Origin of the sequence: Undibacterium sp. CY21W (assembly GCF_014284265.1) — a bacterium.
In the GTDB taxonomy this organism is placed as follows: Bacteria; Pseudomonadota; Gammaproteobacteria; order Burkholderiales; family Burkholderiaceae_D; genus Undibacterium; species Undibacterium aquatile.
In genome coordinates, this window is the sequence record NZ_JACOGE010000002.1 from 46651 (window position 1) to 70096 (window position 23446).

23 protein-coding genes are annotated in these 23446 nt (G+C 49.3%); 18 read left to right on the forward strand and 5 right to left on the reverse strand.

The window, feature by feature from the left end; all coding sequences use genetic code 11:
* Positions 1 to 57: 57 nt before the first annotated feature.
* Genes speE through H8K29_RS04850 form a run of 5 tightly spaced genes read left to right on the forward strand, consistent with a single transcriptional unit; the run spans position 58 to position 4102 of the window.
* Positions 58 to 1317 carry a polyamine aminopropyltransferase gene (gene speE, locus H8K29_RS04830; protein ID WP_186896656.1) on the forward strand — a complete coding sequence of 420 codons (1260 nt, stop codon included), beginning with the start codon at positions 58 to 60 and terminating at the stop codon, positions 1315 to 1317.
* A gap of 13 nt (positions 1318 to 1330) precedes the next feature.
* Positions 1331 to 1807 (forward strand): hypothetical protein, encoded by a 477-nt coding sequence (locus H8K29_RS04835; protein WP_186896657.1) that lies wholly within the window; start codon positions 1331 to 1333, stop codon positions 1805 to 1807.
* A complete protein-coding gene (locus tag H8K29_RS04840; RefSeq protein ID WP_186896658.1) occupies positions 1807 to 2940 on the forward strand; it encodes a glutathionylspermidine synthase family protein in 1134 nt (377 codons plus the stop codon). The genes H8K29_RS04835 and H8K29_RS04840 overlap by 1 nt, the downstream gene beginning before the upstream one ends.
* Before the next feature lie 4 nt (positions 2941 to 2944).
* Positions 2945 to 3352: a DUF350 domain-containing protein gene (locus tag H8K29_RS04845; protein WP_186896659.1), complete on the forward strand. Its 408-nt coding sequence runs from the start codon at positions 2945 to 2947 to the stop codon at positions 3350 to 3352.
* Between the two features lie 24 nt (positions 3353 to 3376).
* The gene (locus tag H8K29_RS04850; RefSeq protein WP_186896660.1) at positions 3377 to 4102 is read left to right on the forward strand and encodes a 16S rRNA (uracil(1498)-N(3))-methyltransferase; all 726 of its coding nucleotides are present in this window, start codon (positions 3377 to 3379) and stop codon (positions 4100 to 4102) included.
* A 54-nt stretch (positions 4103 to 4156) separates the two neighbouring features.
* Here the strand turns inward: H8K29_RS04850 and H8K29_RS04855 are convergent, their stop codons facing one another.
* Positions 4157 to 4399: a DUF3079 domain-containing protein gene (locus H8K29_RS04855; RefSeq protein ID WP_186896661.1), complete on the reverse strand. Its 243-nt coding sequence runs from the start codon at positions 4397 to 4399 to the stop codon at positions 4157 to 4159.
* Positions 4400 to 4685: 286 nt separating this feature from the next.
* Between H8K29_RS04855 and H8K29_RS04860 the strand changes: the two genes are divergently transcribed.
* The 4 genes from H8K29_RS04860 (at position 4686) to H8K29_RS04875 (ending at position 7918) form a co-directional block, all read left to right on the forward strand.
* A complete protein-coding gene (locus tag H8K29_RS04860) occupies positions 4686 to 5339 on the forward strand; it encodes a DUF5610 domain-containing protein (RefSeq protein ID WP_255423263.1) in 654 nt (217 codons plus the stop codon).
* A 414-nt stretch (positions 5340 to 5753) separates the two neighbouring features.
* Positions 5754 to 6890, forward strand: a complete 1137-nt coding sequence (locus H8K29_RS04865; RefSeq protein ID WP_186896662.1) for a class I SAM-dependent methyltransferase — start codon at positions 5754 to 5756, stop codon at positions 6888 to 6890.
* A 93-nt stretch (positions 6891 to 6983) separates the two neighbouring features.
* Positions 6984 to 7196: a hypothetical protein gene (locus tag H8K29_RS04870; protein WP_186896663.1), complete on the forward strand. Its 213-nt coding sequence runs from the start codon at positions 6984 to 6986 to the stop codon at positions 7194 to 7196.
* A gap of 17 nt (positions 7197 to 7213) precedes the next feature.
* Positions 7214 to 7918 carry a hypothetical protein gene (locus H8K29_RS04875; protein WP_186896664.1) on the forward strand — a complete coding sequence of 235 codons (705 nt, stop codon included), beginning with the start codon at positions 7214 to 7216 and terminating at the stop codon, positions 7916 to 7918.
* A gap of 271 nt (positions 7919 to 8189) precedes the next feature.
* On the opposite strand, the gene H8K29_RS04880 is transcribed toward H8K29_RS04875, so the two are convergent.
* Entirely contained in the window at positions 8190 to 8489 is a 300-nt protein-coding gene (locus H8K29_RS04880; protein WP_186896665.1) for a hypothetical protein, read from the reverse strand.
* 836 nt (positions 8490 to 9325) lie between these two features.
* Between H8K29_RS04880 and ltrA the strand changes: the two genes are divergently transcribed.
* From ltrA to dut, 6 genes are all read left to right on the forward strand, one after another.
* Positions 9326 to 11023 (forward strand): group II intron reverse transcriptase/maturase, encoded by a 1698-nt coding sequence (ltrA, locus tag H8K29_RS04885; RefSeq protein ID WP_186896666.1) that lies wholly within the window; start codon positions 9326 to 9328, stop codon positions 11021 to 11023.
* Positions 11024 to 11159: 136 nt separating this feature from the next.
* Complete coding sequence (locus H8K29_RS04890) at positions 11160 to 12140, forward strand: bifunctional riboflavin kinase/FAD synthetase (RefSeq protein ID WP_186897131.1); 981 nt, start codon at positions 11160 to 11162, stop codon at positions 12138 to 12140.
* A 52-nt stretch (positions 12141 to 12192) separates the two neighbouring features.
* Positions 12193 to 15066, forward strand: coding sequence for an isoleucine--tRNA ligase (gene ileS / locus H8K29_RS04895; RefSeq protein ID WP_186896667.1), 2874 nt, complete (start codon positions 12193 to 12195; stop codon positions 15064 to 15066).
* A gap of 240 nt (positions 15067 to 15306) precedes the next feature.
* Positions 15307 to 15825, forward strand: coding sequence for a signal peptidase II (gene lspA, locus H8K29_RS04900; RefSeq protein ID WP_186896668.1), 519 nt, complete (start codon positions 15307 to 15309; stop codon positions 15823 to 15825).
* Between the two features lie 18 nt (positions 15826 to 15843).
* The gene (coaBC, locus tag H8K29_RS04905; RefSeq protein ID WP_186897132.1) at positions 15844 to 17046 is read left to right on the forward strand and encodes a bifunctional phosphopantothenoylcysteine decarboxylase/phosphopantothenate--cysteine ligase CoaBC; all 1203 of its coding nucleotides are present in this window, start codon (positions 15844 to 15846) and stop codon (positions 17044 to 17046) included.
* A gap of 47 nt (positions 17047 to 17093) precedes the next feature.
* Complete coding sequence (gene dut, locus H8K29_RS04910) at positions 17094 to 17543, forward strand: dUTP diphosphatase (protein ID WP_186883258.1); 450 nt, start codon at positions 17094 to 17096, stop codon at positions 17541 to 17543.
* 200 nt (positions 17544 to 17743) lie between these two features.
* Here the strand turns inward: dut and H8K29_RS04915 are convergent, their stop codons facing one another.
* The 3 genes from H8K29_RS04915 to clpS form a co-directional block, all read right to left on the reverse strand.
* Positions 17744 to 18022 carry a hypothetical protein gene (locus H8K29_RS04915; protein WP_186883257.1) on the reverse strand — a complete coding sequence of 93 codons (279 nt, stop codon included), beginning with the start codon at positions 18020 to 18022 and terminating at the stop codon, positions 17744 to 17746.
* A gap of 76 nt (positions 18023 to 18098) precedes the next feature.
* On the reverse strand, positions 18099 to 20399 hold the full coding sequence (clpA, locus tag H8K29_RS04920; protein ID WP_186896669.1) for an ATP-dependent Clp protease ATP-binding subunit ClpA: 2301 nt from the start codon (positions 20397 to 20399) through the stop codon (positions 18099 to 18101).
* The gene (gene clpS / locus H8K29_RS04925) at positions 20396 to 20704 is read right to left on the reverse strand and encodes an ATP-dependent Clp protease adapter ClpS (protein WP_186883255.1); all 309 of its coding nucleotides are present in this window, start codon (positions 20702 to 20704) and stop codon (positions 20396 to 20398) included. Before clpS ends, clpA begins: the two co-directional genes overlap by 4 nt.
* A gap of 386 nt (positions 20705 to 21090) precedes the next feature.
* Here clpS and H8K29_RS04930 point away from each other — a divergent pair, with 386 nt between their 5' ends.
* The 3 genes from H8K29_RS04930 (at position 21091) to H8K29_RS04940 (ending at position 23395) form a co-directional block, all read left to right on the forward strand.
* Positions 21091 to 21294, forward strand: a complete 204-nt coding sequence (locus H8K29_RS04930) for a cold-shock protein (protein ID WP_186883254.1) — start codon at positions 21091 to 21093, stop codon at positions 21292 to 21294.
* A 116-nt stretch (positions 21295 to 21410) separates the two neighbouring features.
* Positions 21411 to 22775 carry a cache domain-containing protein gene (locus H8K29_RS04935; RefSeq protein WP_186896670.1) on the forward strand — a complete coding sequence of 455 codons (1365 nt, stop codon included), beginning with the start codon at positions 21411 to 21413 and terminating at the stop codon, positions 22773 to 22775.
* Entirely contained in the window at positions 22775 to 23395 is a 621-nt protein-coding gene (locus H8K29_RS04940) for a response regulator transcription factor (protein WP_186897133.1), read from the forward strand. The genes H8K29_RS04935 and H8K29_RS04940 overlap by 1 nt, the downstream gene beginning before the upstream one ends.
* Positions 23396 to 23446 lie beyond the last annotated feature (51 nt).

Genomic DNA, 23446 nt, shown 5'->3' on the forward strand with positions numbered 1-23446 from the left:
TACCAGAGCACGGCGTCACACAATACAATTGCGACTTTTACATTACACGCTGAAACCATGGAAGGCTTACATCTGACCGCCGATTGCTTCGATTGCAAAGCAGATACCGAGTTTTTTCTGTGTCAGGAACAATTAAGCAAATTACTGACAAAGATAACAATAGAAGCAGGACTGACCATCGTCGGACAAAAATATCACTCGTTTAATAATCCAGATGGCAGTGCAGCCGGTGTGACCGGGACTTTATTACTGGCCGAATCGCACGTCGCCATTCATACCTGGCCGGAAAAAAATGCCGTGACGCTTGATGTCTATGTCTGCAACTTCCATCAGGACAACTCCGAAAAAGCCAGATACATCGTCGATAGCCTGATACGACATTTTCAACCGGATACAGTATCTCGCCAGCAGATTACCCGCGGACAAATGACCTCGGCAACATCGGGAACGGAGACACTTTCAACTGAGCGACTAAGTTCATCCACTTTTTACAGCACACGAACCACACCATTACTGCAAACCCGCAGTCAGTTTCAACAGATAGAAATCGCTGATAGCGCCGACTTCGGTAAACTCATGCGGATTGACGGCGCAATGATGACTTCTGAAAAAGATGAATTTTTTTATCATGAGAACCTCATCCATCCGGCCGCGATTACGCATCCTGCCCCCAGAACTGCACTGATTATCGGTGGCGGCGACGGTGGTTCATGCAGAGAGCTGCTAAAACATCCCAGCCTGGAAACGTTAACCCTGTGTGAAATTGATCCCGCTGTCGTCAGCATATCGAGAGAGTATTTACCTGAAATTCATCAGGGAAGTCTTGATCATGTCAAGGTCAGACACATTCACGCGGACGGCTTCGCTTACATACGAGAATGCGGCGAACTGTATGATCTGATTTTTCTCGACCTCACCGACCCACAGGCACCTGATGGCAGCACACTCGCTGCGACTTGTATTACGGAAGAGTTCTTTCAAGCATGCGCGGCTAAATTGACGGATAACGGCATGTTGGTGATGCATCTCGGCAGCCCCTACTACCACCCGCAACGTTATTGCGACACCTTACGAAAACTGTTCGTCAGCTTTCCGGTCGTGAGACCTTATTCAGTGTTCATACCTTTATACGGGGCATTATGGGGAATGGCAATTGCGAGCAAGGGTATCGATCCAATAGCACTGGACGCGTCAACGGTAAAGCAGAGAATCGAACACCGCCAACTTAAATTGCTAAAATATTACAATGATGAAGTACATCATGCGCTGTTTGTATTGCCAAATTTCATGCGCAAACTGATGCCAACCACGAGCTGAAACAGGAGAAAAAGTGAGCGCAGGAATAAGAAAGCCACACCGTAAAAAAAGAGTCGGCCATGCATTGCCTTTATTATTGGCAACGTCGGCCAGTCTGACGGCATGCAGTGACAATCGCCCGCAGGAATTAACAACCATTCGCGATCAATATCAGAGCCTTGAAGATTGTCGCAAAGACTGGGGCGAAAGAAACGCATGTGAAGAGACGACAAACACTAACCTGAACCACGTCAGCGACACAGGCTCAAGCGCGAGCAGCGCAGCGCACTATACGGGTGGAGGTTCCGCGGGTGGCTATCATAGTATGGGTTATGGTACATATTACGGCCCTCACTACACACCGGGAAACCGCGAAACAGCGCAACGAAATTTCGGCGTACAAAACTCGCAAGGTGCACAACCCGATCACGCGGTGGGGCGAAGTGTAAGCCGCGGCGTCAGTCGTGGCGGCTTCGGTGGAACGGCTCATGGTCACTCAGGAGGTGGATAATGATACGCACCTCACTGATGCCAAGAGCAGGCTGGCAACAACAATTTGAAAGTCTGGGGTTCAGCTATCACTCGATTGATGGTTTGTATTGGGACGAACGCTACGCCTACTGCTTTAACTCTGAGCAAATCGACGTACTGGAGCAGGCAACACTGGATTTACATCAGATGTCGCTGCAAGCGGTGGATCATGTTGTGCGGCACGGCATGCAAGATCGTTTCGCGATTCCGGCACAATTCTGGTCGCTCGTTGAAGAAAGCTGGCGTGAAAAGGAGTTTTCACTGTATGGCCGGTTTGACCTGAGCTGGGATGGTTCCGGCGCACCTAAGATGCTGGAGTACAACGCAGACACTCCCACAGGACTGGTCGAATCCAGTGTCGCGCAATGGTACTGGTTGCAAGATGTCTTTCCTGATGCAGACCAGTTCAACTCTTTACATGAAAAACTGATTACTCAATGGAAAAAATTCCCCGGCAAAGGCTTACTCCACTTCACCTGTGCGGCGGAAAATGAAGAGGATGAAGGTAACCTTTCCTATCTTCGTGACACCGCTATCCAGGCGGGCTTTGCAACGAAACAATGTGCAATTGAGCAGTTGGGCTGGGATCAGAAACAAGGTGTATTTGTAGATGATGCTGATATCAGCATCCAGAATTTATTTAAACTTTATCCTTGGGAATGGCTGTGTCGTGAAGAATTTGCAGCGCACTTACTAACCCGCCCAATGACCATCATTGAGCCCGCCTGGAAAATGATTTTGTCGAACAAAGCCATTTTGCCAGTTTTGTGGGAACTGTTCCCGCATCACCCGAATCTGCTGCCCGCCTATTTTGATGCATGGCGCATCAGTGGCAATCACGTCAAAAAACCTTTGTATTCACGTGAAGGTGAGAATATCTCGATTTACGTCGACGGTGAAGTTCTACATACTACCGGGGAATATGGCGCGGAGGGGTATGTCTATCAGGCATATGCGCCGCAACCAAAATTTGACGATGGCATCACACCCGCTTATACCTCCATAGGCGCATGGGTCGTCGGTGATGAAGCCGCCGGTATAGGCATCCGGGAAGACGAAACATTAATCACCAAAAACACCAGCCGTTTCATCCCTCACTACTTTATTGACTGACACCATGAGCGAACATTTACTGACTTACGCCCTGCCCGCATTTATCAGCCACTTTATTTCATCCATTATTTTATTGCTGCTATTTGTCACAATTTATATCAGGATAACCCCTTACAAAGAAATCACGCTGATACGCTCTGGTAACATGGCCGCCGCCGCCAGTTTATCCGGTTCAATACTTGGTTATAGCATCGCCCTCGCGTCAGCAATTGCCAATAGTGTGAATCTGCAAGATATGCTGATCTGGGGTTGTATTGCTTTACTAGTGCAACTGTTAGCGTATTTCGCTGCCAGAGTCATGTTACCCGGACTAGTCCTGGACATACCGGAAAATAAAGTCGCCTCAGGTATTTTTCTTGGAGCTATCAGTCTGAGCATGGGCTTACTCAATGCAGCCTCTCTGACATATTAATGAACTCAATCGGTCTTTAAAGTTATGCCACGTTTTTTCTGCCCTGTTCCGCTTACCGTTGGTGCTGTTATCGATTTGCCGGAAACGGTAGCACATCATGTTTTTGTTTTACGTCTGCAAACCGGAGACACCATACAACTGTTTAACGGCGAGGGCGGCTGCTATGTTGCCAGCATCATCGATATCGCGAAGAAAAGGGCCAGCGCAGAACTGAAAGTATTTTTACCCGAAGAAGTTGAACTGCCTTACAGCCTGACGCTGGCGCAAGCCTTACCGGAAGGCAGCAAGATGGACTGGATCATAGAAAAAGCGATGGAGTTGGGCATCTCGTCGATTCAACCGCTCGCTTCACAACGCTGCGTCGTGCGCTTGTCGGCAGAACGGGCAGAAAAAAAACTCAGTCACTGGCAAGGCATCATCGTCGCCGCAGCCGAGCAATCCGGTCGTAATCGACTTGCGCATCTTTCGGCACCGCTGGATCTGGGAAAATGGCTGGGGCAACAGGATATACATCAACGGATCATGCTTTCGCCGCGTGCCGATCAATCGCTGGCCGAATGGACAAAACATCGCGCTCCGCAGGCGGTCAGCTTGCTGATAGGTCCTGAGGGTGGATTTACTGAAGAGGAAGAAGACATGGCGACCAGACAAGGTGTAATCGCATTGTCAATGGGACCACGAATTCTACGCACAGAAACTGCCGGTCTGGCGGCCATCGCGGCGATCAATGCAGCATGGGGCGGAATGTAACCTCAAAAATACGAGCAATACCAGCTAGTGCTATTTTTATTGCTATTGTTATTGTTAAACGCGAGTGTGGATATCGGTATTCAAAGTGGCATCGGCGTTATCGATCTTGTCCGCAGGAACAATCTCGATCACCACCTTTGGTTCCCACGCCTGCCAGTCGTCGCCAAATAATTCAGCAGGATGTGCGGTGCGATCGGCACCATTTCCACAACGCATAGCATCGGCCGGGCAGTACTCATCACAACCCCAGCAGATACGCTCAGGATTCTTGGGTTGTGCAGGAAACTTCTTTGCCATCGTCGCCACCGTTTCAATGCCTTAATTTCATCTTACCCTGTCCGGCAAGACGCTTCCTTGATCCAGGACTAGTTTTGGCAAGCCTCCATCATCTGGTCACAACAAACGCCTTAGCAATTGGGGAAACGAGAGCTTCCATGCGCAAGAGGTAATACGGACACGATCCACGTTGACACAGCACAAAGTTGCTTAAAAATAAGTCACAAGAAAGTTATAGAAACGGCGTTTTCTGTCGTTAAGCAAAGACAGAGGTATTCGTCTCTGAACTTATTCCGAGGAGCGCAAAATGGATCTGAGTGTATCGGGCGTCAACACAAGTACGCCGACAGTATCTGCAAAACCATCAACGACCGTCAAACGAGCGGATAGTAATGGCGAGAATGCCAGCAATGCCTTCGCGAGCGACAAAGTCAGCCTCGATTCCAGTTCCGCCGCAAAAGACTCGCCAGTCTATGCAGATCCGAGAACCAAGACATCCTCAAGCTCGGATGTTGCCGCTGCAGTCGAAGAAGCCAATCGCAAGGCGCAACAAATCACGGATTTAATTAAATCTGCAGTGCAGCAGCAAGGTTTGCAATTATCCAAAGTTGTCAGCGGTGAGCAAAAAATCACTGCGTCGGCCGACGACATCAAGGCGGCGCAGGCAGCGATTGCCGACGGCGGTGAGTTCAGTGCACAAAAAACCGCAGAGCGCATTCTGACCTTTGCCAAAGCCGCCATCGGTGGCGACCCGGCGAAATTGCAGAAAATTCGCGATGCTGTAGAAAAGGGCTTCAAGGAAGCCGCCGATATCCTTGGCGGCAGCCTGCCAGACATCAGTCAGCAGACTTTAAAAGCTGTTCGCGCAGAATTTGATCGCTGGCAATCACAGGGCTTACCGACTGGCGATACGGTCAGTTTATCGTCCCCGGCGCAAGCATCATCGGGCATTAAAAAATAACATTCATTACGTAAAAAAGCCGCTGCCGTCGAGATGATGGCAGCGGCTTTTTCTATTCTTTCTTTTGCTATGTCAACACAGCCTCATGCATAGATTGACATTGAACATGCCAAATGCTTCGCAAGGCTGCCTGCAATCTTCTTATTTCTGTTTCCATATACTGGGAGGGAGTATCTTTAAAAACAGGCTGATTGTCCTATTAAAATAGGGGTCTTTAAAATATACTCCCCCCCATAAAAACTACCGACAGTATCGCTGTATCCAGCTTCCGTGCGGTCGCATCACTCCTACGTTGTTAACGAGAATACACTGAAGGCGACACTTTGTTTGCTACACTGCCAGCTCAGGTACAATCGCGCCCCGGCACACGACCCAGCGTGCAACATCACTATTCAAAAAAATAACAGGCTCAGCATGAATTTACCTTCTCCACAATTGCAATGGACAGAAAACGACGAAGTACGCAGTTGTCGCTGGCATGCTGAGAATGGCACACCGCCACCAAAGCGGGTGCAGATCGCCGATGACCGCATGAGCACAGAAGTAGCCTACAAGCTGGCTTGCGAAGGAACCGCCTTGTTGTGGCGCGGCGATTTCCAGAATGCCAAACAATTATTACAGGCGCTCGCCCGTCGCATCGACAAGAAACCCGCAGCTAAAAAAACAAAAGTGGCAGCGACTGCCGCCGACGCCTTCCATTTACACCGGCAGGCTCAATCCCAGCGCGCGCGGGTGCTGGCCATGGTATTGATTCCATTCGAGGCGGATTACCGTATTCCCCTGCGCCGCGCGCCAGATGTTGTTACTGCCTGCACTGAAGCCTATGGCGCACCTGACGGAGCGTTTGTGACTTCTTTACGTGAATTGCTCGGCATCATCGGCGCCCATGAATGGCGTAAAAATGGCGTGGACATTGCGGCACTGGGCGCAAAAATCCACCCGCACTACGGCGTGTTTTCCCCCGTGCGCGGTGAATACCTCGATCTGCTGGCAAAAGCGCCTTTACCCTCGACCGAACTGGCATTCGATATCGGCACCGGTACTGGGGTCGTCTCGGCGCTGCTGGCAAAACGTGGCATCAGAAAAATTGTCGCGACCGACCTCGATCCGCGCGCCTTGCGTTGCGCCAGTGACAATCTCGAACGGCTTGGATTAACAACGCAAGTCGAATTGCAGCAAACAGATTTATTCCCTGCCGGTAAGGCGCCACTGATCGTCTGTAACCCGCCGTGGTTGCCAGCACGTCCGAATTCCGCTATCGAACACGCCATCTATGATCTGGAAAGCCGCATGTTGCGTGGCTTTCTGGCCGGTGTTGCCGACCATCTGGAAGCCAATGGCGAAGCCTGGCTGATCATGTCGGATTTTGCCGAACATCTGGGCTTACGCACCCAGACTGAACTATGGGACTGGATAACCGCCGCCGGTCTCGTTGTAGCAGGCAAAATGGATATCAAACCACGTCACCCTAAATCCACCGACAGCAGCGACCCCTTGCATGCGGCAAGGGTCAAAGAAGTGACTTCGTTGTGGCGTCTGAAATTAAAATAAACTTCGACATCGTCATCACACGTCGGTAATTAAAATCTGTCATTAACCGCATCATTCTTCATTTATATTTAGTCCGCACACCAACAAACCATCATGAATAAACCAGCCCGCATCCTGACTTTCAAATGTAAAAATTGCAGTAAATCTGTTCAGGTATTTTTGCAGAAAGTCTCTGCCTGCTCGCACATACAACCCTATCAGGGCATCTGCACCTGCGGCGAAGTCATGAAACATGCGACCGGCAATAAAGAGGCGGTCGAGTCCTACCTGAGTTCAAACGACGTCACCTGGTCACATCACCACTAAAATTGGACAAAGCCTCCATGCCCACACCTTCATCGCAAGCAGAACAATGGCTGAAAGATGCGCAAGCAGCCGTTGCAAGGCAAGAACCGGCATTCGCGTTAGAGAAATACCTGCATTTTTTTGAGCATGCGCTGGAGGAAAATCCGGCGCTCAGTGCTGTCAGGCTTTCTTTTTGTCTGAGTTGGTGGGCTGATCTGGGGAAAAACTATCCGCCAGCACAACTGAAATTGGAACAGTATTGCGAGCAAAGCCTGCAGAAATTCATGGCGACGGGCATTGCTTCTGATTTCCACGATTACCTCGCGATTTGTCGTTACATCGAAAAATCTGACGCGGCACTCGACACGTTTTGCCGGATTCACGAGAGCCACCCGGCTCTGGCGGCCAGCGTTCACGACCTGATTTGGGAGCAACTGGTCCAAGCAGAAAAATGGATCATCTGCGCCAGCTATCTGGACGACTATCAGAAAAAGTATGAGCTGGCATTAGACGTATATCTGGGTTCGATGAGAATCGCGCAAGAGCATCCCGACACCGGCGACGAATTCATTACAATCAGCCTACAGCGATTCGCAGACCATATCCGCCATTTAATCTCGGCGCTCGAACATACTGGTCGACAGCAACAGGCAGACAACATTTGCGGGAGTGCCAATCAGGCAATCATCACGCATCAGATTGCGCTTGATTCCTTCACCTGTGCTGGCAGGAAGCCGCAATAACCCTCAGCACAAACGAAAAACGACCGTGCCAATGCGGCAAAAATGTGCGATGAATGCGGGAAAAGCGCCCAGAAACGCACTGAATCCATCCAGAATTCGCGTTTTACACGGCTGCTATGAGCGAAAGCATTTATAATCTACCGCTTTGGTGCGACACGACACTTTGTCCCCGTGTAAAGAGAAATAACTCTTTTAAATAAAATTTCCCTAACTTTTTCAGGGGAGTAGGAAGATCAACCTAAGTAATTTATAGGGTTGATTAGAGGTAGTTTTAGTGCATTGTTGTACCTTCTGGTACTTCGACGTCCAATAGGAGGTTTGGTGCACCAAGAACTTCCTCTAGAGCAGTAGTTACATCGGCTAGCTCTACGGTTGCCAATATGTTTTCGCCGTCAATGATGAAGCCGCGCAGTTGTAATTCACCTTCTGGTGGAGCGTGGTGAATCATGGGGAGGTAATAACCGTCAACTTCGATGACTTTGACCTTCAATGTGCCTGAAGTCGCCCCGAGTGTTTTTAACTCTTCGGTCGAAATTTTAGGTAACTGAGATAAGTCTGTATATATGGTCATTGCATTCCTTAGTCGTAGAAGTTGGACACCAATTTACCGGTGTGAGAATTAGCTGTAAAGGGACAAAAGCTCTATTTGTCATTGTTCGGTTCATCATTTGAAAACTGATGAGTAGTGAACCTGTTATGCGACTAATAGTAGCCTACGGGAACATGCGAGGCTGGTAACGGCAGCGTGTGAAGCTTCCCTGACAACGTACTCCCCAGCGATGGGCGTATTTCTGCCGTGAGGTAGTCATATGGAAACTTCGAGCAGTGACGAGGTTGAGAGGCTAGGCTGGCTGGTATGGGTAATGTAAGTGAATTGCTATTAAACTTCGTAAAGATTGAAGTGCCAAAACTGCTGTCAGGCACTAACCAAAAGGTATGTGGTCGGTTATTCCGCTCAAAGCTCGGAATACGTCGTCATCAGACCACCGGAGAAGAGGCAAACCCTAACCCAGTCGTGTGACAAATAGGGAACGTGGAAAACCCGACTCTCCGCCATATCCCCATTAATATATCGGATATTGGCAGGTAACCCGTGAGGGAAACTGTTGGAGGAGCGGGCATGGGAGGATAGAGAAAGCGAATGCCGGGCTGTAACGGTTCGGATAGGGATTCAAGATTTGTCCCGACCTGAAAGGGTGCAGACTTCTATCTGGTCTATCGTCGCAAGACGGCTGACCAACCCTTTATCTTGGATGGGATAAAGGATGGGTATCAAGCACTATTAATATGATACTCACCGGACGGATATTTTTACTTGTGGGAGCTATGGACGCTCCCACAAGGAGCGTTATGGTTTTCCACTTGGGAAATTGAAGTCATCTTTCAATTTACAAGGAGGAAAGCAGCATGAGAGTGCATATCCATATGGATGTGTCTGCGCTTTCTCACGCACCGCAAGACTGGCACGCCGTTAACTGGCGGCAGGTCGAGAGGAATGTGAAAGGGATGCAGATCCGAATTGCGAAGGCTACACGGGAAGGCAAATGGCGCAAGGTGAAAGCCCTGCAACGAATGCTGACCCGCATGCTCTCTGCAAAGTTATTAGCAGTAAGACGTGTTACTGAGAATCAAGGTAAACGTACAGCGGGTGTAGATGGTGAGCTATGGGAGTCACCTGAAACGAAATGGTTGGCAGTTAACAGGATGAAGCCGCGTGGATATAGACCTCTGCCTTTGCGGAGAATCTATATACCGAAAGCGAATGGGAAAAAACGCCCCTTAGGGATACCCACTATGCGCGATCGGGCTATGCAGGCTTTATTTTTGTTGGCGTTGGAACCCGTGTCTGAGTCGACGAGTGACCCGAATTCTTATGGATTTCGGAGTAATCGATCAACAGCAGATGCGATGTCTCAACTATTTGTCAATTTATCCAAGAAAGCTTCGGCTCAATGGATATTGGAAGCAGATATAGCAGGCTGTTTTGATAACATCAACCATGACTGGCTGATTAAAAATGTTCCTATGGAGCATTCAATTCTGCGGAAATGGTTGAAATCTGGCCTAGTTTATCAAGGGCAGTTTCAGGAGACGGAAGCCGGTACGCCGCAAGGGGGAATCATTTCCCCTACTTTGGCAAATGTGACACTAAACGGGTTGGAATCTGGCTTGATTGATTTCTTAGGTCAGACTAAAGCACGTAAGCTAAAAGTGAATGTAGTTCGATATGCTGACGACTTTGTGATAACAGGTGCCTCTAAAGATGTCTTAGAGAGGGAAGTTAAACCTTGGATACAGTCATTCCTTGCAGTCAGAGGATTGCAGTTATCAGAAACCAAAACGCATATTGTTCATATTGACGAAGGCTTTGATTTTCTAGGGTGGAATTTCCGTAAGTATCAGGAAAAACTGCTCATCAAACCAAGTAAGAAAAACGTGCAAACGTTTTATCGCAAGGCCAAGGAAATCATCAGTCAACATAAGACGGTAAAACAGGGTGAGTTAATCCAAATGTTGAACCGGATTCTACGAGGCTGGGCGCAGTATCACAGTCCGGTAGTAGCCAAAGCGACGTACAACCGAATGGATAGCCTGATTTTCAAGGCGATCTGGCGGTGGGCGGCACGACGACATCCAAATAAAAACGGTGAGTGGATACGGAAGAAGTATTTCCACACCACTGGCGAACGAAATTGGGTGTTCGCAGCACCTGTAGCGAACGAAAAAGGGGAAACAACGCTGACAGAACTGTACCAGTTATCCGGGACAGCAATTAAGCGGCACAAGAAAATCAAAGGGGCGTATAACCCGTTTGACCCTGAATGGGAAATGTATGGCGAACAATTGCAACAGGAACGCATGTTGGAAAACATGCGGCATCGTAAGCAATTTATTCGGATGTACATTGATCAGAAAGGGCTTTGTGCAATATGCAGTTGCAAGATGACCAAGACAACAGGCTGGCATGACCATCACATTGAATATCGTGTGCATGGAGGTTCTGATGCTTTGGGAAATCGGGTACTATTGCACCCCAATTGTCACGCCCAAGTACATAGCACTGGTTTGAAAGTAATAAAGCCGGCTCCCACTTGGGGGCTTTGAAAAAAAATGGTTACTTCTTTTTAGAAGTATTGTTATAGGCTTGAGCCGTGTGCGGGGAAACTCGCAAGCACGGTTCTTAGGGGGGAATGGGTCAGCAATGACCTGTTCCTACCCTACCAGCAGTTTTCTGGACACAATGAAGGTATTTCGCGGACTTCCGAATGCAGCCTCCCGTGCCGCTTGTGCATTGGCGATAGGTAACTTTGATGGGGTGCATCTTGGTCATCAGACTTTGCTCGCCCACCTGCGCGACGCCGCTGATCGTCTCGGTATCGAGGCTGCGGTGATGACGTTTGAACCACATCCTCGTGCATTCTTTGCCAAGCTGGCCGGCGATTTATCGAAAGCACCGGCCAGAATTGCCAATCTGCGTGACAACCTGACTTCGCTACAAAACGCCAATGTCGACCGCGTGATCGTCGAACATTTCAATGCCCACTTTGCCTCACTGTCGCCGCAGGACTTTATAGAAAAAGTACTGGTCGAAGGTTTGCATGTGAAATGGCTGATGGTGGGTGAAGATTTCTGCTTCGGTGCCAAACGCGCCGGTAGTATCGCAATGCTGGAAGCTGCAGGCAAAATCCACGGCTTTGAGGTCGTGACTTTAGCTTCGGTGCAAAATAAAGGCGTCAGAATTTCCTCTTCGGCCGTTCGCGCTGCGTTGGTGCATGGTGACTTTGACGAAGCACAGGCATTGCTTGGCCACCCTTACCGTATTTCTGGCCATGTGATACACGGGCAAAAACTGGGCCGTACCATCGGCTTTCCGACACTGAATTTGCGCATCGCGCATCATCGCCCTGCCCTGACCGGTATTTTTATTGTGCAGGTACATGGCCTCGCCGATCAGCCGCTGCCTGCCGTCGCCAGTCTGGGCGTGCGCCCTACCGTAGATGATAGTGGCCGCGTGCTGTTGGAGACGCATGTGTTCGACTACAGCGGCAATGCTTACGGCAACATCGTACAGATCGAGTTTTTACAGAAACTGCGTGACGAAGAGAAATATAGCGATCTGGAAACGCTGACCGCCGCGATTCAGCGCGACGCCGATCAGGCGCGTGCTTATTTCGGAGTAACGACACGCATACCCGCCAGTAACGCTACTGACCGAATTTGAAGAAACACCGCACGGTTTTTCTTCTCCCTCTATCTTTACAAGAAAATTCATCATGTCTGAAAACAAAGCGGCTAAATCTGCCAATAAATATCCGGTCAACATGACCGAAACCGCCTTCCCTATGCGTGGCGACCTCGCCAAACGCGAACCTAAATGGGTCAAGGAATGGCAGGACAAAAAAATCTATGAACGTGTGCGCAAGGCTGCTGCTGGTCGTCCAAAATTCATCCTGCATGACGGCCCACCATACGCCAATGGCGATATCCATCTGGGTCACGCCGTCAACAAGATATTGAAAGACATGATCATCAAAGCCCGCACTATGGCTGGCTTTGATGCTCCTTATGTACCTGGCTGGGATTGCCACGGTATGCCTATCGAAATTCAGGTCGAAAAGCTGTTTGGCAAAAACCTGCCAGTGGCCGAAGTGCATGCCAAAGCGCGCGCGTATGCAAATGAACAGATAGAAAAACAAAAGGCTGGCTTTATCCGCCTGGGCGTTCTGGGCGAATGGGACAATCCTTACAAAACCATGGCATTTGGCAATGAAGCAGATGAATTGCGTGCGCTCGGCAAATTACTGGAAAAAGGCTATGTCTATCGTGGTCTGAAGCCAGTCAACTGGTGTTTTGACTGCGGCTCTGCACTGGCTGAAGCTGAAGTCGAATACGAAAACAAACGCGATCCATCCATCGATGTCGGTTTCCCGTTTGCAGGGGCTGAAGAAAACGACAAACTGGCTGCGGCCTTCAAACTGGATAAGCTGCCACTGGATAAAGGCTATTGCGTGATCTGGACCACAACGCCGTGGACCATCCCGTCGAATCAGGCATTGAACATGCATCCTGAAATCACTTACGCACTGGTCAAGACCCAGCGCGACAGTGAAGACATCCTGCTGATCCTCGCAAAAGACCTAGTCGAAGCCTGCCTGACTAACTACGGACTGACTGGTAAAATCATCGCCACCTGCCTGGGTGCAGATTTATCCGAAATTAAATTTAAACATCCGCTGGCGGCAATGGATGCGGGCTATGACCGTTTTTCTCCGGTCTATCTGGGTGATTACGTCAGTACCGAAACCGGTACCGGTGTGGTTCACTCTGCACCAGCCTACGGTATCGAAGATTTCCAGTCATGCAAAGCGCATGGTATGAAAGACGACGACATCATCGCTCCTGTGATGGGTGATGGCAGATTCGCGTCCAGTCTGCCTTTCTTGGCTGGTATGACGATCTGGGAAGCGTCCAAGCCTATCTGCGAAAAACTGAAAGAAGCGGGCACATTGTTCTCGCTGAAAATGTTTGACCATAGCTACATGCATTGCTGGCGTCATAAAACGCCGATCATCTATCGCGCCACGTCCCAATGGTTTGCCAGCATGGATAACACGCCCGCAGCGGGCGGCGACAGCCTGCGTCAAACCGCATTGAAAGCCATCGATGAAACAGCATTCTTCCCCGCGTGGGGTAAGGCCCGTTTACATGGCATGATCGCCAACCGCCCTGACTGGACCTTGTCACGTCAGCGTCAATGGGGCGTGCCGATGGCGTTCTTCCTGCATAAGGAAACCGGCCAGTTGCATCCACGCACACCAGAATTGCTGGAACAGATCGCACTGCGCATGGAAAAAGAAGGTATCGAAGCCTGGCAAAAAATCGAAGTCGCGGATTTGCTTGGCGATGAAGCAGATATGTATGTGAAAAACCGCGACACGCTGGATGTCTGGTTTGATTCCGGCGTAACACATCAGACTGTTTTACGTGGTTCACACAAACAACAACTACAGTTCCCTGCTGACCTGTACCTCGAAGGCTCTGATCAGCATCGCGGCTGGTTCCACTCCTCGCTGTTGACCGCATCCATGCTGGATGGCCGTGCGCCATACAAAGCCTTGCTGACGCATGGTTTTACTGTCGATGGCGAAGGTAAAAAAATGTCCAAATCTTTGGGCAATACCTTAGCACCGCAAAAAATATCCGACACCCTTGGCGCAGATATCCTGCGCCTGTGGGTCGCGTCGTCTGATTATTCCGGTGAACTATCTATTTCTGACGAAATCCTGAAACGTGTGACGGAAGCCTATCGCCGCATCCGCAATACCTTGCGCTTCTTGCTGGCGAATACGTCGGATTTTGATGCGGCAAAAGATGCGGTCGCGATCAATGAGCTGCTGGAAATCGACCGCTACGCAATCGCCAATATGGCAGCATTGCAGAAAGATATCCTGGCACATTTTGATGCGTTTGAATTCCACCCTGTGGTCAGCAAATTGCAGTCATTCTGCTCGGAAGATCTCGGTGGTTTCTACCTCGATATTCTGAAAGATCGTCTGTACACCAGCGGTACAACGTCGCATGCGCGTCGTTCGGCACAGACAGCGATCTGGCATATCACGCAATCGTTGCTGCGTCTGATAGCACCGATGCTGTCGTTCACCGCAGAAGAAGCATGGCAATTCTTTGCCGCAGCCGATGCCTACAAAGACAGCGACGAAACCATCTTCACACAAACCTATTACCAGTTACCGGAAATCGCCGATGCTGCAACCTTGCTCGGCAAATTCAATACCTTGCGTGCAGTGCGTACGGATGTGACCAAACAACTGGAAGAAGTACGTGTATCTGGTGCAATCGGCTCATCACTGCAAGCAGAAGTCGCCATCAAAGCTGCAGGCGACAAATTTGCGGTGCTGAGCAGTCTGGCAGACGATTTGAAATTTACCCTGATCACCTCTGCTGCCACAGTTGAGCAAGTCGCGACAGAGGCGGAAGAAGCCGTCGTCGTGACACCATCCAAATATGAAAAATGTGAGCGCTGCTGGCATTATCGTGCAGACGTTGGCAGCCATGCCGAGCACACAGGCTTGTGTGGCCGCTGCGTCAGCAATTTGTTTGGTGCCGGTGAAACGCGTCGTTTCGCATAATTTTTAATACAGAGAAACAAGGTGGAGCAGAACATCATCTGCCCGTCTTGTTTAAATGAAGGACAGACGCAAAATTGTTCCGGCGAGGCACCGTGACGCAGGCATCACACCTGATGTGACAACACGCCATCATGCCAGAGCGGCGATGTTGCGTAAGTCGGCAAATGAAACTGCTTTAACTTTCTGATATCGCCTGCTTTCAGGTAAGGTTACGCCCATTCTCTTCTTTTCAGACTATCCATGGCTACCAAAAAACGTTCGAATTTCTCTGCTGGCTCAACTACTTCAGGTTCCTCCCTGATACCCTGGCTGGGTCTGGCGACGATCATTATTCTGTTTGATCAGGTCAGTAAAATCACCATCACCAAATTATTCGACTATGCTGAATCGCTGAGCATTACCTCGTTTTTTAATCTGACGCTGGTGTATAACAAAGGCGCGGCATTCAGCTTTCTGGCTGCGGAATCTGGTTGGCAGCGCTATTTCTTTACTGCGATAGGGCTGATTGCAGCGGCGTACATTACCTATCTTCTGAAGCGTCATGCAACGCAAAAACTGTTTTGTGCTGCACTGGCGATGATTATGGGCGGTGCACTGGGAAATGTGATTGACCGCCTGTTGTATGGTCATGTGATTGATTTTCTGGATTTCCATTACCAGGAGATTTATCACTTCCCAGCTTTCAATATTGCCGATAGCGCGATTGTGGTCGGCGCAGCACTGTTCATTCTGGATGAATTGCGTCGCGTCAAAAAATAAGGAGTGCTGAACATGAGTCTGCGACTGGCTGGAAAAAAAATTGTGCTTGGCATGACCGGTGGCGTCGCCTGCTACAAGGTCGCTGAATTAACGCGGGCATTAGGTAAAGCAGGTGCTCACGTACAAGTGGTGATGACACGGGCCGCAACCCAGTTCATCACACCTGTGACGATGCAAGCTTTGTCAGGCAATACCGTATTTACCGATCAGTGGGATGCGCGCATTCACAACAATATGCCGCATATTGATCTGACGCGCGACGCCGACGCGATCATCATTGCCCCCTGCAGCACCGATTTCATGTTCAAGCTCGCGCATGGCGCATGTGACGATTTGCTGTCCACGCTGTGCATCGCCCGGCCTCGTCACGTTCCTTTACTGATCGCCCCGGCAATGAATGTCGAGATGTGGCAAAACGCGGCGACACAACGTAACGTCGCTCAGATTGAAGAGGACGGCATACAGGTTCTGGGGCCCGCTGCAGGCGACCAGGCTTGTGGCGAGACCGGCATGGGACGTATGCTGGAGCCTGAGCAATTACTCACGGAAATCATCGCGGCATTCCAGCCGAAAATACTGGCTGGTAAGCACCTGCTCATCACAGCAGGCCCAACCTTCGAACCTATCGACCCGGTGCGCGGCATCACCAATTTATCTTCCGGAAAAATGGGTTACGCGATTGCGCTTGCTGCGTGGGAAGCCGGTGCACATGTGACCTTGATATCAGGCCCGACCGCTCTCGAAGCGCCGCATGGCGTGCGCCGCATCCACGTACAGACCGCGCTGCAAATGCATGATGCCGTGCTGAAAAGCCTCGCACAACACAAGCAGGATATTTTTGTTGCCGTCGCGGCCGTGGCCGATTGGCGCGTTGCCAATGCAAGTGAGCACAAACTGAAAAAAACGCAGCACGATGACACGCCGCAACTGGTGTTTGCACAAAATCCAGACATTCTGGCCACCGTTGCCGCGATGCCCGGCGCGCCTTACTGCGTCGGCTTTGCAGCGGAGTCAGAAAATCTGCTGGAATACGGTGCCGCGAAACGTATCAAGAAAAATATACCGCTGTTGGTGGGCAACATCGGTCACCACACATTCGGCAGAGACGACAATGAACTCGTCTTATTTGACGAGCACGGTCACACCGCGCTGCCACGCGCAGACAAGCAAACGCTGGCAATTCAATTGTTGGCTGAAATCGCGCGACGCTTGCCGCATTAATTGAACAAACTGTTCGCCTCACTTACATTTTCTTTTTCTGAGTTTTTATGAAAAATATCGATCTCAAAATTCTTGATCCACGCATGAAAGACTTGCTGCCAAGTTATGGCACACCGGGCAGCGCGGGGCTGGACTTACGCGCCTGTCTGGACGAGTCTGTCACGATACAACCGGGTGAAACAGTATTGATTCCGACCGGGCTGGCGATCCATATCGCGGACCCGGCTTATGCCGCAATGATCCTGCCACGCAGCGGCATGGGCCATAAAAATGGCATCGTACTGGGAAATCTGGTGGGATTGATCGACTCTGATTACCAAGGTCAGCTGATGATCTCGACCTGGAATCGTGGACACAGTGCGTTCACGTTGAATCCTATGGATAGGCTGGCGCAATTAATTATCGTTCCTGTGGTACAGGTCGGATTTAACATCGTGGAAGAGTTTGGCGGCAGCGAACGCGGTGACGGCGGTTTTGGCAGCACCGGCAAACATTAAGCAACGGGACGCCAGAAATATATATACTCCCCCCTGTTTTTTATATTTTTGCCTTTATCCCCGCAGAAAATAAGGGCTCTGAAATATACTCCCGGGAGTATATAAATGGGTAAATACGAAGCTTTGCACGTGTAAACAACATCAACAGCGTCCCTACCCTCGGCGGCAGAGCAAATAAAAACCGGAGCAAGCTCCGGTTTTTATTTTTTCATTTTGCGGCTACGACCTGCGGATTCGCGCAGTAAGGTGTAATTCCAGGAGTCTTCATGTGGCCCGGAATCCAAAGTGACACAGATCAGAAATGTGTCGTCTTCACCTTTAATCCGGCGACCGATTGCCGTATATTTTTTCCCTGCGTCACGTCGGTCATATACATCGACCTCTACTTCTTTGCCTTCCAGTGCAGCTGGCGACAATACAGCATTAATCGTTTTGGTTGTGTAATCCAACACATACAACGGTACGACAAAACTACCCATTATGATCTCCCGAGTGTGAACACCGCACATCAGTTATACACACAGCGATCAGTACGATCGCTGTGCACTTTTTTATTTATTCCACTTCAACGATTTCCTGCGAAGCCTCTGGCGGCGTCGCATCACCTTCGCTGAAGTCCAGTGTAATCTGATCCTTATCATCGAGATCGACCACGACGCGCCCGCCAGACACCAGACGACCAAACAACAGCTCATCGGCCAATGCTTTGCGGATCATGTCCTGGATCAGGCGAGCCATAGGACGTGCGCCCATCAACGGATCAAAACCTTTCTTCGCGAGGAATTTACGCAAGTGATCAGTGAAAGTCGCTTCCACTTTTTTCTCATGCAATTGTTCTTCCAGTTGCATCAGGAACTTATCCACCACGCGCAGAATAATTTCTTCGTCCAAGGCACGGAAACTGATGATCGAGTCGAGACGATTGCGGAATTCTGGCGTGAACATGCGCTTGATATCCGCCATTTCATCACCGGCTTCACGACTGTCATTAAAGCCAATCGAGCGTTTCTGCAAGCTCTCGGCACCGGCATTCGTGGTCATGATAATGATCACGTTACGGAAATCCGCTTTACGGCCATTGTTATCCGTCAGCGTGCCATGATCCATGACTTGCAACAAAATATTGAAGACATCAGGGTGCGCTTTTTCTATCTCATCCAGCAGCAACACTGCATGCGGCTTCTTGTTAATCGCCTCCGTCAGCAAACCGCCCTGATCAAAACCGACATACCCCGGCGGCGCACCGATCAAACGACTGACCGCATGACGCTCCATGTATTCCGACATGTCGAAACGAATCAGTTCTATACCTAAAGTGAAGGCAAGCTGTTTCGCGACCTCAGTTTTACCAACACCGGTCGGACCTGAAAACAGGAAGGAACCGATAGGCTTGTCCGTTTTACCCAAACCGGCACGAGCCATTTTGATTGCGGAAGCCAGCGCTTCAATCGCAGGTTCCTGACCAAACACGACATTTTTCAGATCGCGATCGATGGTCTGCAATTTGCTACGGTCATCCTGATTGACAGTTTGCGGCGGAATGCGGGCAATCTTGGAAATAATTTCCTCAATGTCTGCTTTGCCTATCGTTTTCTTTTGCTTCGATTTTGGCAGAATGCGTTGCGCTGCACCGGCCTCATCAATCACGTCAATCGCCTTATCCGGCAAATGGCGGTCATTGATAAAGCGGGCAGACAATTCCGCTGCTGTCGTCAATGCCGATGCTGAATACTTCACATTGTGATGCTCTTCAAACTTCGATTTCAGGCCGCGCAGAATCTGCACAGTTTGCTCAACCGTCGGCTCATTCACATCAATTTTCTGGAAGCGGCGTGACAGTGCATGATCTTTTTCAAATACACCGCGATATTCGGTGTAGGTTGTCGCACCGATGCATTTCAATTGACCGCTCGACAAAGCCGGTTTCAACAGATTGGACGCGTCCAGCGTTCCGCCCGATGCCGAACCGGCACCAATGATGGTATGAATCTCATCGATAAATAAAATACCGTTCGGTGTCTCTTTCAACTGTTTGAGCACACCCTTGAGACGCTGCTCAAAATCACCGCGATATTTCGTTCCGGCCAGTAATGCGCCCATATCGAGTGAATACACCACTGCATTTTGCAAGATATCCGGTACTTCTGATTTGACGATACGTAACGCCAACCCTTCGGCAATCGCGGTTTTTCCGACACCCGCCTCACCGACCAGTAAGGGGTTATTTTTACGACGACGGCACAAAATCTGTATCACGCGTTCGACTTCACTGTCGCGTCCGATCAAGGGATCAATCTTGCCATCCGCTGCCGACTTATTCAGATTTTGAGTGAACTGATCCAGTGGATTTTCTTTCGCCTGCGCATCTGCCTGCCCCTCATCACCACCTTCAGGAGATTTTTGCGGCTCGTTCAGATTATCTTTACGGACACCATGAGAAATAAAATTCACGACATCCAGACGGGTGACACCTTGCTGATGCAGGTAATAGACGGCGTGCGAGTCTTTCTCGCCAAAAATAGCAACCAGCACATTCGCACCGGTGACTTCTTTTTTGCCATTTGACGACGACTGCACATGCATGATCGCACGTTGAATCACACGCTGGAAACCCAGGGTCGGCTGCGTATCAACCTCTGTCGTGCCAGGCACAGTCGGCGTGTTATCAGTGATGAAGTTACTCAGGGTTTTGCGTAAGTCATCGATATTGACCGCGCATGCGCGCATCACCTCGGCTGCCGAAGGATTATCCAGCAGAGCCAGCAATAAATGCTCGACTGTGATGAACTCATAACGAGCTTGTCTGGCCTCAACAAAGGCCATATGCAAACTGACTTCTAATTCTTGCGCAATCATACTTCCTCCATCACACATTGCAGGGGGTGTCCTGCCTTACGAGCGTGTGTCAAAACGAGTTCCACTTTAGTCAGTGCAATATCTTTCGAATATACGCCACAAATTCCTTTACCGTCTCTATGTACTTTGAGCATGATCTGCATCGCCGTCTCTCGGTCTTTATGAAAGTATTCCTGAACGACCGCCACCACGAATTCCATAGGGGTATAGTCGTCGTTCAATAATATTACCTGATACATTGAGGGCGGTTTGAGCTGTTGTGTCTGCCGCTCCAGTATCGTACCGTTTTCTTGCTTGTTTCCCATGCGTCTATTTTAGTACGTTGATTCGTTCCAAAGGCAAATAATAAACAGGTAAAACTACCTTATTTCTGCTCTGAGCAGATGTTACCTGCTTTCGGACAAACTCACAGATGGTGATCATTTCTCACAGATCAAGTTTTAAGTGAAAAGCAGACATTTCACTTAAATGTATAAAGGAATTTGCTGACATTACTTAAAAATACAACAATAGGATACAAGTAAATAAAAGTTTCTTGACTTTAGTTTTTTTTCCGCCAAGAATGACATTTATTGACTGCATTAGTAGTAATTAGTCAATATGAAGTGGGCAAGTTTAGGGGGGGCTGGCATATCGCCAGGTTTCTTGCTTTTACGGCTCGTGTGATTAGTTTTTATTTGAAAGACGCATTATGGCAACAGGTACCGTCAAGTGGTTCAATGATTCCAAAGGCTTCGGCTTTATCACTCCGGACGACGGTGGTGAGGATTTGTTCGCCCACTTTTCCGCAATCCAAATGAACGGCTTTAAGACACTGAAAGAAGGTCAAAAAGTAGCGTTCGAAGTCACGCAAGGCCCTAAAGGCAAGCAAGCTTCTAACATCCAAAATCCTTAATTTCCGGATTTAGGACTTTCTGAAAAACCCCGCTTTTGCGGGGTTTTTTATTTTTCTGGAATAACTGTATAAATACGATATAGCAGACCGCCCATTCGATAAGACGCAACGACGAAATGAAACTTCGCTATAAATTTATATTGCTGGCCATCATCCCTCTTTTGCTTTCGCTTGCAGGTATTTCTGCGGCAGTTTTCTATCAGGCGACAAATTTGGCAAAGCAACAGCGAAACACCGTCGAGCAAGCGTATCTGGCAAGTAAGGAGGCGGAGCTGAAGCACTATGTCAGTCTGGGAAATGCAGCAATTCAGCATTTTTACAACAATGGTAAGGACATAGTTCAAAATCAGGAAAACGCCAAGAAGATGCTATCCACCTTAGATTTTGGTGACGATGGCTATTTTTACGTTTACGACATGAACGGCAATAATCTGATGCACCCACGGCAACCAGAGCTGATGGGGCAAAATTTGTGGCACCTGAAGGATCCAGAAGGAAATTTTACGATTCAGAATCTGATCAACAAAGCCAAAGCCGGTGGTGGCGCGGTACGCTATTTGTGGGAAAAGCCGTCCAGCGGTCAGATTGCGCCAAAGCTCGGTTACGTCATTCTGCTTGATCGCTGGGGTTGGATGCTTGGCACCGGCATTTATCTCGACGATGTCGATGCAGCACTGAATAAAATTGATGTACAGGTAGAAAAGAATATACGTGGCACCTTAATATGGATCGCCGTCATCGCTCTGGTTTGTGCGCTATTGATTGCGCTGTCGGGCTTGGTGTTGAATATCAGCGAATCCAGAATCGCCGAAGCCAAACTGAAAGTTCTGGCAAGAAGTGTCGTTCGCTCTCAGGAGGATGAGCGTGCCCGCTTATCACGTGACTTACATGATGGATTAAGTCAGTTACTGGTCTCGATTAAGCTGCAGATAGAGTCTGGCCTGGCAAAGCTGGATAACACCCAAAAAGCGCAGGAGACAAGCAGATTGCCGTTTCACCGCGCAACACAACAACTCAATGAAGCGCTCAATGAAGTACGCAGAATTTCACATGATCTGCGCCCTGCCATGTTGGATGATCTCGGCTTAGTCGCAGCATTTGAACATCTTGCTGGCGAATTTGAAAATGCCTGCGGCTTACCGGTACGAGTCACGGCAACAGGAAATTTCAGCAAATTGTCAGAAATCAGTAATACAGTTCTGTTCAGGATTGCGCAGGAAGCGCTGACCAACATCCATAAACATGCGCACAACGTCAGTCACGTGGACATACAACTCGTTGAGAGTGGAGAAATCATCACCTTGACAATCGAAGACGACGGAACCGGCTTTGATATTCAAGGCATAGAGAATCACCCCAAACGCGGGATAGGACTCAGTAATATGCATGAGCGCATGGCCACTGTAAATGGTAGTCTGGATATACTCTCAGGCGCAGGCGGCACCAGTGTGATAGCAAAAATCCCGAATGGAGAAATATGATGACAGATAAAAAGACAATCAATCTGCTATTAGTCGATGACCACCCTCTGGTCAGAGATGGATTAAGGGCCAGGCTGGAAACCATTCCCCATTTTCACATCGTTGGCGAGGCTGGTAACGCAGCAGATGCGCTCAAAATGGTGGCGCTTCACGCAACCGATCTGATTTTGATGGACATTAATCTGGGCGGTACCAATGGCATCAATCTGACCGCAAAATTCACACAGGATTACCCACAGATCGCGATCATCATGCTCTCTATGCACGATAAGGCCGAGTATGTGAGCCAGGCGATACAAGCAGGTGCTCGCGCGTACGTGCTGAAGGATGCACCAGCAGAAGATATTATCAACGCAATAGAAACCGTAAGGGCTGGCGGGGTGTATTTCAGCTCAGGCCTTAAGCAAAACAATACGAACAACGTAACACAGATACTGACTCAGCGGGAACAGTGTGTTCTGAACAGCATTGCGACAGGTAAATCGAACAAACATATTGCTCTGGATTTAGGTTTAAGTGTCAGGACGGTCGAAACCCACAGACTCAATATCAAGCGCAAGCTGAATATTGAAGGCCAGGCAGATCTCATCCGCTACGCTCTAAGTAACATCAACCAGTAACACAAATATAAAAAAGCCAGCTGACGCTGGCTTTTTTAAGACTTTACTCGA